We start from the raw sequence: 9,619 nt of genomic DNA on the forward strand, positions 1-9,619 counted from the left end.
GCTGAAAACTTATGTTTGTTAAGAGCTTATGTTCGTTAAAAGCTATGACAACTTAACCTGCGTCGCTTTGATGTTCTCACTTGGATAACATCCCAACACTTTTAGGTGACGAGTAATAGCGGTTAATTCCGTTATCGCTTGCTGCATATTATCTGCATCCAAGTGTGCTTCTAAATCGACATAGAACATCTCTTCCCATGGATTGCCCATGATAGGACGAGATTCCAGTTTGGTCATGTTGATGCCCAAGCGTTGTAGGATTAGTAGAGTTTCTACTAAAGAGCCCGCCTCTTGAGAAGTCGACATGATGAGCGTCGTTTTAGCTGGGATTTGAGTTGATACTTCTACCGGTTTACGCGCCACAACGATGAAACGAGTGTGGTTCTCAGTTTGGTTTGCAATGTTGCCTTGGATTGGCTGAAGCCCATAAAGCTTGCCGCTCGATGCATTACCAATCGCGGCAACATCATCACCATCCAGCTCTTTTACTTTCTTCATTGCATCAGCTGTGCTTGCACAAGATTCAAGGCTTACGCCTTTTAAGCGACTCAAAAACTCACTGCACTGTTGGTGTGGCTGTGGGTGTGAATAGAGTGTTTTGATGTCTTCTAAACGGATATCACTTTTCGCAACAAGGCAATGCTCAATAGGCTGAGAAAGTTCGCCTACGATGTATAGCGTTGTGTGCTGAAGAAGATCATAAACTTCGTTGATTGAACCTGAACTGGTGTTCTCAATCGGCAACACACCGTAGTCTGCATGACCAGATTCCACTGTCGATGCCACTTCTTTAAAGTGATTGCAGTTAAGCTCTATCAATTCCATATTCTTACGGCTGAAATATTCACGGCTAGCAAGATGAGAATATGATCCCTTAGAACCTAAGAATGCAACGCGAGCCAAAGGTTTACGACTTTGCGGGTTCGCTAGGTTTTGTAAGTATGACTGTTGCAGCAGAACGGAATCTTCAATGATGGTGTGAAACAGTTTAGTAATGTACTGCGCATCAAGTTCATATTTATCTTTACCGTTGTTAATCAGCTTAACCAGAAGCTGCTGCTCACGAACGGCATCGCGTACAGGCTTTGATGTTTCTACCTTGCTTTTCGCAACTTCGATACTGAGTTTGCGACGTTCGGAAAGTAAACTCAGTAGTTCGTCATCTAAATCATTAAGACGAAGGCGGATATCATCCAGTGAAATTGAGCGGTCAGTCATAAATGTGTCCTTATAAAAAAGCCTCCCTAGTGTGGGAGGCTTCTTGTTCGTTTTTGACTTGTTTTTCTAAAACGACTAAGCCTCCGATTTACGGAAGAAAAAAGAAGTCAAAAATAAACAAAGATTGAGTGTGCATAAAAAGTGATTGTTTTATGAATGTTTAAACACAATAAGCAAGCGAGCTACGAGCGTCAAGCAAAAAAATAGCGCCCTGAGGCGCTATTTTTTAATCTGTTCTCTTTCCTTATTCTACTTCAGCTTCTAGCTCTTCAATTTCAGGCTTTTCAGCGCGGCGCGCTTCTGGTTTATGGCGTAGCTTGTTGAGTTGACGTTCTAGCTTTTGTTCTACTTCGTTAATAGCTACGTAGAGGTCGTCATGGATTGATGAAGCAACAAGTTGGCCTTTAGGTACGGTTAGAACCGCTTCAAATTTTTTCTTCTTGTTTGGTTCTTCGCTAAAGCTCGCTTGGCAGCCAATGATGTCTACTTGCCATTTATCCAGCTTTTTAAATTTGCTTTCTATGTGATCACGGATTGCAGAGGTAATGTCGATGTTTTTACCAGTGATGTTCATTTTCATAGAAGTTTTCCTCTGTTGTATCCCTCATGGGTTAACTTCAGATTACGACTTTTAGCAATAAAGAATGTGATCTATATCTTGTTTTGGTTGGGTGGGATAAGCATTAAAATCAAATGTGATCTCACGCAAGTCTTAGTATCTTTTTGGCGGAAAATGCTTGTTATCTCTATGAAAAACGATAACTTGGAGGCAAGGCTTCGCTAAAAATTAAACCAGTTTTTAGGGGCGCTTTACAGCTAATTGAAAGTGCTTGATGAAAATTTACTCAATAGTGTTTTGTGATATAGCTCTCGTGATTTAGATCACTATGTAAGTTTTCTCTGAATTTGATAAACAAAAGCCGCATAAGTTTTCTTATGCGGCTTTTGTGTTTTTAATTTACCTTAATATCTTTGTTCCCTAGGCTCTTGGGGTTGAAGACAAACTAATCATTGGTTTTTAATAATCTCGCTGTACCATTTTCTCGGATAGCATTGATAGCTTCTAACTGCTTATAGATGACAAAGTAACGGTTGATGTTGGCGACATAGGTCACCGGTTCTTTGCTCACGTATTTACGAGTGATGATCTCTACGTTTTTAAACCAGATGTTTGGGTTGTAACCTTTCTGTTTGGCAATGTGCCTCATTTTTCTTATCTTTGCAGGACCAGCGTTGTAAGAAGCCAAAGTGAAGTAGATTTGGTTATCTGGCGTAATGGCTGGGTCGTCAAAATATCTGTCCTTAATGAAACGCATGTATTTCACACCCGCATGGATGTTGTTATCCACCTTATGTATGTTTTTGATGTTGACGTTTTTGTCTTTGGCGGTACTTGGCAATACCTGCATTACACCAATAGCTCCACGGTGAGAAACTCTGCTTTGATCCAATCCAGACTCTTGGAAACCTTGAGCTGACATCATTAAAGGATCAAATTCGTACTTACTGGAGTATTTCTCAAATACGTCAGCGAGCTTGGCAACTCTGTCTACTTTATTTGGATTGAGAGCTCGCCCTAACCAACGAGTATTGTCGATATACTTTTGATATATCACGTTACCCAGTAAGGTGCCGCTTCGAGATGTTTTAACGTATTTATTGATCTCTTTTTTTAGGATTGGACTGTCTTTTCTTAAGGCCCAAGCAATACGACCATTTTCTCGTAAAGGGAAGTCGGTGTGAACCTGAATATTTTCCATTACGTCAGTCCACAACTTCGCTTTGTGACTGTCGAGTATCGTGCCCTGAATGTAACCTTGATTGACTAACTCTATCAATTCATAGTCTTGCAGTGACTCTTCGATAAAGTGGACATGCAGTGGTGGCAGATCCATTTTATTGAGCTCTTTATTCACTTTTTGCACACTCTCGAAATAACTAGAGCTCGCACGAATCCAAACTTCTTTACCGCTCAATTGTTTAATTTCGGTGATAGGAGCTGAGTTCTTTCCGGTAATAATTAGTTCTTGTCCGTTCCTGATCATTGGGTCTGAAAAGTCGATCACGTTTAATCGTTTATCGGTAATCGTGAGGTTTGCTACCGCAACATCACCGTATCCAGACTTTAGCGAAGGTAGGAGATCATCTCGTTGAACCGGAATGATCTGCACATTGAGATAGGGGTTTTTCTTACGAAGGCTTTTCTCAAAGTGATAGAGCATTTCTGCCACGATACCTTTTGGTTTGCCATCTTCTATGTAGTAAAAGCCTAGATCAGCCGATACCAATACTCTCACTGTTCCTTTTGTTTTGAGTATGTCTAAGTCGCCCATGTAAGGTTGATTGCTCAATGGGGATAATTCTAATGCGTTGGAAAATTGGCTAAATAACCCGATCCAGATAAATAATAACATCCTGCTCACATCCACACTCCATGTTGATGTTTTGTTAAAAGTTACCTTTTGAAGATACCGTGTATTATGCGATTCATCAAGTTTGCGAAATTAAGTCCCAAAAAAAGCGCGCTAATAAATTAGCGCGCTTTCGAATCAATATGGCAGAGCTGATTAAGGCAGTGGGTTTAACTCAATCAATTTTTCTGTTCTTGAAGCTGCGTCTTCTAAACCTAATTGTTTATAAGCTTCTAATTGAATATTCAAAGACTTACGTGCAGCAATTGTGTCAGGGTAGGTCTTCTGAAGCTCTTGCGTTCGATTTACTGCTGCAATCCAAGCTTCACGGCGTAGGTAGAAATCAGCTGTTGCTAAATCATATTCTGCGAGGCGGTTCTTAAGTGCGAACATGCGTTTTTGAGCATCTTCAGCATAAGGACTGCTAGGGAAACGCTCGAGTAGTCGCTTGAAGTCAGCAAACGCAAGTTTCACTGGCTCTGGATCTCGGTCGCTACGATCAATATTAAAAATATCGTGCATGAAGTTTCGATCTTGTGCCATGTGCGTTAGGCCGCGCATGTAAAGAACCCAATCTTGTTTCTCATGAGTTGGGTTTAAACGCAGGAATCGCGAAATAGTAGCAAGACCAAGCGCCAAGTCATCATTTTTGTAGTAAGCGTAAATCAGATCGAGCTGTACTTGTTCAGAATAGGCGCCGAATGGGTAACGGGAGTCTAGGGCTTCAAGCTTTTCTATGGCAGAAAGCCAGCTACCGCTCTGCAGTGATTCTTGAGCGTCAGAGTAGAGAACCGATGGTGGTACATCTGGCACTATTTCTTCAGTACTTGAACAGCCAACTAAGAGTGATACGGCTAATAGACCCGATAAAGTAAGGTGTTTCATGTCAGGCGTCGATTCCTTGAATTAAATATTTCGTAAGCTTCCGTTACTTTCTAACCAGTAACAGATACAATGATGCAATTATTCTATTTTATCCATACTAATGGGTATTAGTCTCACGGTTTTTAAAAAAGTTCGATATGGCTCAGCAGATAACATTAACAGACACAGTAAAAAGCAGCCAGTTAGGTCAACGTTTAGACCAAGCTGTCGCTGAACTATTTACCGATTTTTCTCGCTCTCGTATTAAAGAGTGGCTTCTTGACGGCAAAATCCAAGTGGATGGCGAAGTTATCACTAAACCGCGCACCATAGTTTTGGGCGGTGAAGCGATCATCCTACAAGCGGAGCTTGCAGATGAAGAGCGCTGGGAAGCACAAGATATTCCGTTAGACATTGTCTATGAAGATGATGATTTATTGGTTATCAACAAACCTCGAGATCTGGTTGTACACCCAGGTGCAGGTACGCCGGATGGAACCATACTAAACGCATTGCTTTTCCATTACCCTCAGATTGCTGAAGTACCTCGTGCGGGTATTGTGCACCGTCTGGATAAAGACACAACAGGTCTTATGGTTGTGGCTAAAACGGTTCCAGCTCAAACTCGTCTTGTGCGTGCTCTTGCTAAACGTCGTATTACTCGTGAATATGAAGCAATTGCAATTGGCAAAATGACTGCGGGTGGTGTTGTTGAGAAAGGCATTAGTCGTCATGCAACTAAGCGTACGTTAATGGACGTTAATGAATTGGGTAAGCCTGCGGTAACTCACTACCGTGTTGCGGAGCACTTCCGCGAACATACTCGTATTCGTCTGCGTCTAGAAACGGGTCGTACTCACCAAATCCGTGTTCATATGTCATACCTTCAGCATCCGCTGTTAGGTGATATTGCGTACGGTGGTCGTGCACGTATTCCAAAAGGTGCATCTGAAGAGCTGACGACAATGATTCGTTCTTTTGATCGCCAAGCGTTACACGCGGTTATGCTGAAATTCGTTCACCCGATTACCGGTGAAGAAGTTGAGTTCCACGCACCTGTGCCAAATGACATGGTTGTGATGGCTGAAGCGTTGCGTGTTGATGCTCGCGAAAACATAGAAGACGACATTTAATCGTGTCAATGATCATCCCTGACTGGAACGCTCCTCAAAACGTGAAAGCATTTGCTTCGACTCGTTTTGATGGTTGCTCTACAGGTGCTTATCAAGGGTTAAACCTCGGTATGCACGTTGGGGATGATGCTTTACTTGTTGAAAGTAATCGAACATGGCTAAAGCAACAATCTAAGATGCCCACCGCTCCAGTATGGCTAAATCAAACTCACTCAACGGATGTCGTTACAGTTTTAGAACCTGTGGCGAATGTGCTTGATGCAGATGGTGCATATACTACTGCAACGGGTGTTGTGTGTTCTGCGATGACAGCCGATTGTTTACCGGTAATCCTTACCGATACCAAAGGCACTCAAGTCGCTGCCGTTCATGCGGGTTGGCGTGGTCTTGCTGGTGGCATTCTTGAAAATGCTGTCGCAAAGTTTTCAAACCTAGATTCAAATAATCAGATCATTGCTTGGCTTGGTCCTGCTATTGGTAAAGATGCGTTTGAAGTTGGCGATGATGTGTTAGAAGCTTTCGTTCGTTTTGATCCTCAAGCGAGATTAGCATTTAAAGCCAAATCTGAACCTGGCAAGTGGTTAGCAAACATGTCTCAACTTGCGACTCAACGACTAATGAAAGTTGGCGTGACTTCTGTGGCAGATTCGAATCTTTGTACATACTCAGATTCAGATGCTTTCTATTCTTATCGTCGTGATGGTATTACTGGGCGTCAGGCGACATTTATTTGGTTAGAGTAACCTCTGACTAGCACAACCACTCATCCGGTTCATTTATATTTTCATATCAGCTCTATTCTTCATCCTTATCCCTTGAAAATCTGCGTTACCGTATCCATCTTCTAACCATAAGATAAACATATCTAAGAGTAGGAAGGTTGGCATGCGTCTCGATCGATTCACTAGTAAATTCCAAATTGCGATATCTGATGCTCAGTCGCTCGCATTAGGTCGTGATCACCAATATATAGAACCTGTACACCTAATGGTGTCTTTGCTTAATCAAGATGGCAGTGCGATTCGTCCATTGCTCACCATGTTGAATATTGATGTTGTTCAATTGCGTTCTAAATTAAGCGAAATATTAGACCGAGTCCCAAAAGTAAGTGGTATCGGTGGTGATGTTCAGCTTTCTAACGCAATGGGAACGCTATTCAACCTATGTGACAAAGTCGCGCAAAAGCGTCAAGACAGTTACATATCTTCAGAAGTATTCCTACTCGCTGCAATAGAAGACAAAGGACCTCTAGGTAACTTACTTAAAGAGTTAGGCCTTACTGAGCAAAAACTATCTCAAACTATCGAGCAAGTTCGTGGTGGTCAAAAGGTTGATGACCCGAATGCGGAAGATAGACGCCAAGCTTTAGAGAAGTTCACCATTGATCTGACTGAAAGAGCAGAGCAAGGCAAACTCGATCCTGTGATCGGCCGTGATGATGAAATTCGTCGCACGATTCAAGTCCTTCAACGTCGTACTAAGAACAACCCTGTCATTATCGGTCAACCCGGTGTGGGTAAAACCGCGATTGTCGAAGGTTTGGCTCAGCGCATTATCAATAATGAAGTTCCTGAAGGCTTAAGAGGTCGACGAGTGCTTTCATTGGATATGGGCTCATTGGTCGCGGGTGCTAAGTATCGTGGCGAATTCGAAGAGCGTCTAAAATCAGTGCTTAATGAATTATCGAAAGAAGAAGGCAATGTCATTCTCTTTATCGATGAAATTCATACTATGGTCGGTGCGGGTAAAGGCGAAGGCTCTATGGATGCGGGTAACATGCTGAAACCAGCACTAGCTCGTGGTGAACTGCACTGTGTCGGCGCAACAACGCTCGATGAATACCGACAATATATAGAGAAAGACCCTGCGTTAGAGCGTCGATTCCAAAAAGTGATCGTGGATGAACCAACCGTTGAAGACACAGTTGCCATTCTTCGTGGTTTGAAAGAGCGTTATGAACTTCACCATCATGTAGAAATCACGGATCCTGCTATCGTAGCGGCAGCAACGTTATCTCACCGATACGTTTCAGATCGTCAGTTACCAGATAAGGCGATTGATCTCATTGATGAAGCGGCTTCGAGTATTCGAATGCAGATAGATTCAAAGCCCGAGTCATTGGATAAGTTAGAACGTAAAATCATTCAGTTGAAGATCGAACAACAAGCCCTGACGAATGAAAATGATGAGGCCAGTGAAAAACGCCTTCGTATTCTACAAAGTGAACTTTCTGAGAAAGAACGCGATTTCGCAGAGCTTGAAGAAGTTTGGAACGCTGAAAAAGCGGCGCTGTCTGGTACGCAACATATTAAATCAGAGCTAGAACAAGCTCGAATGGATATGGATTTTGCACGACGTGCTGGTGACCTTAACCGTATGTCTGAATTACAATATGGACGAATCCCAGAATTGGAGAAGCAGTTAGATCTCGCGACTCAAGCTGAAATGCAAGAAATGACCTTATTACGTAATAAGGTGACTGACGCTGAGATTGCCGATGTCCTTTCAAAGCAAACCGGCATCCCGGTTTCTAAAATGCTAGAAGCAGAAAAAGAGAAGCTTCTGAAAATGGAAGGTGTTTTGCATAAGCGGGTTATCGGTCAAGCGGAAGCGGTCGAAGTGGTATCGAATGCAATTCGACGTAGCCGAGCTGGTTTGTCTGATCCGAATAAGCCGATTGGTTCTTTCTTATTTCTTGGTCCAACAGGTGTCGGAAAAACGGAACTGTGCAAAACATTAGCGAACTTTATGTTCGATAGTGAAGATGCCATGGTGCGTATCGATATGTCTGAGTTTATGGAGAAGCACTCTGTTGCTCGATTAGTTGGCGCTCCCCCTGGTTATGTGGGTTATGAAGAAGGTGGGTACTTAACCGAAGCCGTTCGCCGAAAACCTTATTCTGTCATTCTGCTTGATGAGGTAGAGAAAGCTCACCCTGATGTTTTCAATATTCTATTGCAGGTTTTAGATGATGGACGATTAACGGACGGACAAGGTCGCACGGTCGATTTTAGAAATACCGTGGTAATCATGACATCGAACCTAGGTTCTACTCGTATTCAAGAGAACTTTAATACATTGGATTACCAAGGCATTAAAAATGAGGTTATGGAAGTTGTGGGTAAACATTTCCGACCTGAGTTTTTGAATCGAGTTGATGAAAGTGTCGTGTTCCATCCATTAGGCCAAGAGCACATCGAGTCGATTGCCGCTATTCAGCTTGATCATTTGAAAAAGCGAATGGAAGACAATGGGTATGAACTCGAAGTTTCAGAAAAAGCGCTCAAGCTAATATCTCAAGTTGGTTTTGATCCTGTATACGGTGCAAGGCCTCTTAAAAGAGCAATTCAACAAACTGTTGAGAACCCGTTAGCGAAAGCGATACTGGCTGGAAAAATAAATCCAGAGAAGAAAGTGCAGCTATTAGTGAATAACGACCGAATTATTGCTCACCAATAATCAAACTATGAATAATAGGTACGATTAGCCGAAATTAAGGCTTAATCGTACCTATTTTGAACGCTTTGTGTGAATAGTGTTCGAACGATCACCTGCGGCGGTTTTTTTTCGTTTTTGGTCTTGTGCAAAGGGCGATTCTCTCTATAATGCGCCTCCGTTGCCAGGGATAACCAAGCGGTTTGAACTAAGTAACGAGACGACATTAAGCATTTAAGATGCTTTGAAAAATTAGCTGGAAAAAGTGTTTGACACTGGAACCCAATTCGCTAGAATGGCCGTCCACTTAGAGAGGCTCCTTACTAAAAGGAACGCTTAATAAGTAAAGCTCTTTAACAATTTAAACCTATCAATCTGTGTGGGCACTCGTTGATGAATATCAAAATGTTTTATCTTCCCTTTTTATTAAGAGAAGTAAAACAGTTACTTCGGTAACAAACTTGATTTCAATGAACTGAGTGACCAATACAAAATTAAGTTTACTTAATTTTGGCACAGTCAATTCATTACCATTCTGTTGGAATGGTAATAGCTTTA

At 42.2% G+C, this 9,619-nt stretch carries 7 protein-coding genes and 1 other annotated feature; of the genes, 3 read left to right on the plus strand and 4 right to left on the minus strand.

Features of this window, described 5'->3' with window-relative positions:
• Positions 1–42: 42 nt before the first annotated feature.
• The 4 genes from pheA to BCU75_RS02940 form a co-directional block, all read right to left on the minus strand.
• Positions 43–1,218 carry a prephenate dehydratase gene (gene pheA, locus BCU75_RS02925; RefSeq protein WP_076673797.1) on the minus strand — a complete coding sequence of 392 codons (1,176 nt, stop codon included), beginning with the start codon at positions 1,216–1,218 and terminating at the stop codon, positions 43–45.
• Between the two features lie 12 nt (positions 1,219–1,230).
• Positions 1,231–1,352 (minus strand) — a sequence feature (Phe leader region).
• Between the two features lie 110 nt (positions 1,353–1,462).
• On the minus strand, positions 1,463–1,798 hold the full coding sequence (hpf, locus tag BCU75_RS02930) for a ribosome hibernation-promoting factor, HPF/YfiA family (RefSeq protein ID WP_004735034.1): 336 nt from the start codon (positions 1,796–1,798) through the stop codon (positions 1,463–1,465).
• 424 nt (positions 1,799–2,222) lie between these two features.
• Entirely contained in the window at positions 2,223–3,647 is a 1,425-nt protein-coding gene (locus BCU75_RS02935) for a lytic transglycosylase F (protein WP_339385705.1), read from the minus strand.
• Between the two features lie 138 nt (positions 3,648–3,785).
• Positions 3,786–4,514: an outer membrane protein assembly factor BamD gene (locus BCU75_RS02940; RefSeq protein ID WP_076673793.1), complete on the minus strand. Its 729-nt coding sequence runs from the start codon at positions 4,512–4,514 to the stop codon at positions 3,786–3,788.
• A gap of 137 nt (positions 4,515–4,651) precedes the next feature.
• Here BCU75_RS02940 and rluD point away from each other — a divergent pair, with 137 nt between their 5' ends.
• The 3 genes from rluD (at position 4,652) to clpB (ending at position 9,085) form a co-directional block, all read left to right on the plus strand.
• The gene (gene rluD, locus BCU75_RS02945) at positions 4,652–5,626 is read left to right on the plus strand and encodes a 23S rRNA pseudouridine(1911/1915/1917) synthase RluD (RefSeq protein WP_009848467.1); all 975 of its coding nucleotides are present in this window, start codon (positions 4,652–4,654) and stop codon (positions 5,624–5,626) included.
• Between the two features lie 8 nt (positions 5,627–5,634).
• A complete protein-coding gene (pgeF, locus tag BCU75_RS02950; RefSeq protein ID WP_102472879.1) occupies positions 5,635–6,369 on the plus strand; it encodes a peptidoglycan editing factor PgeF in 735 nt (244 codons plus the stop codon).
• 142 nt (positions 6,370–6,511) lie between these two features.
• Positions 6,512–9,085 (plus strand): ATP-dependent chaperone ClpB, encoded by a 2,574-nt coding sequence (clpB, locus tag BCU75_RS02955; RefSeq protein WP_102472880.1) that lies wholly within the window; start codon positions 6,512–6,514, stop codon positions 9,083–9,085.
• Positions 9,086–9,619 lie beyond the last annotated feature (534 nt).

It is taken from the genome of Vibrio splendidus (assembly GCF_002873455.1).
GTDB classification, from domain to species: Bacteria; Pseudomonadota; Gammaproteobacteria; order Enterobacterales; family Vibrionaceae; genus Vibrio; species Vibrio splendidus_J.

What these genes read in the sequence shown, in the direction of transcription:
- pheA (WP_076673797.1), bottom strand. Translation starts at nt 1,218, where the DNA reads ATGACTGACCGCTCAATTTCACTGGATGATATCCGCCTTCGTCTTAAT.
- hpf (WP_004735034.1), bottom strand. Translation starts at nt 1,798, where the DNA reads ATGAAAATGAACATCACTGGTAAAAACATCGACATTACCTCTGCAATC.
- BCU75_RS02940 (WP_076673793.1), bottom strand. Translation starts at nt 4,514, where the DNA reads ATGAAACACCTTACTTTATCGGGTCTATTAGCCGTATCACTCTTAGTT.
- rluD (WP_009848467.1), top strand. Translation starts at nt 4,652, where the DNA reads ATGGCTCAGCAGATAACATTAACAGACACAGTAAAAAGCAGCCAGTTA.
- pgeF (WP_102472879.1), top strand. Translation starts at nt 5,635, where the DNA reads ATGATCATCCCTGACTGGAACGCTCCTCAAAACGTGAAAGCATTTGCT.
- clpB (WP_102472880.1), top strand. Translation starts at nt 6,512, where the DNA reads ATGCGTCTCGATCGATTCACTAGTAAATTCCAAATTGCGATATCTGAT.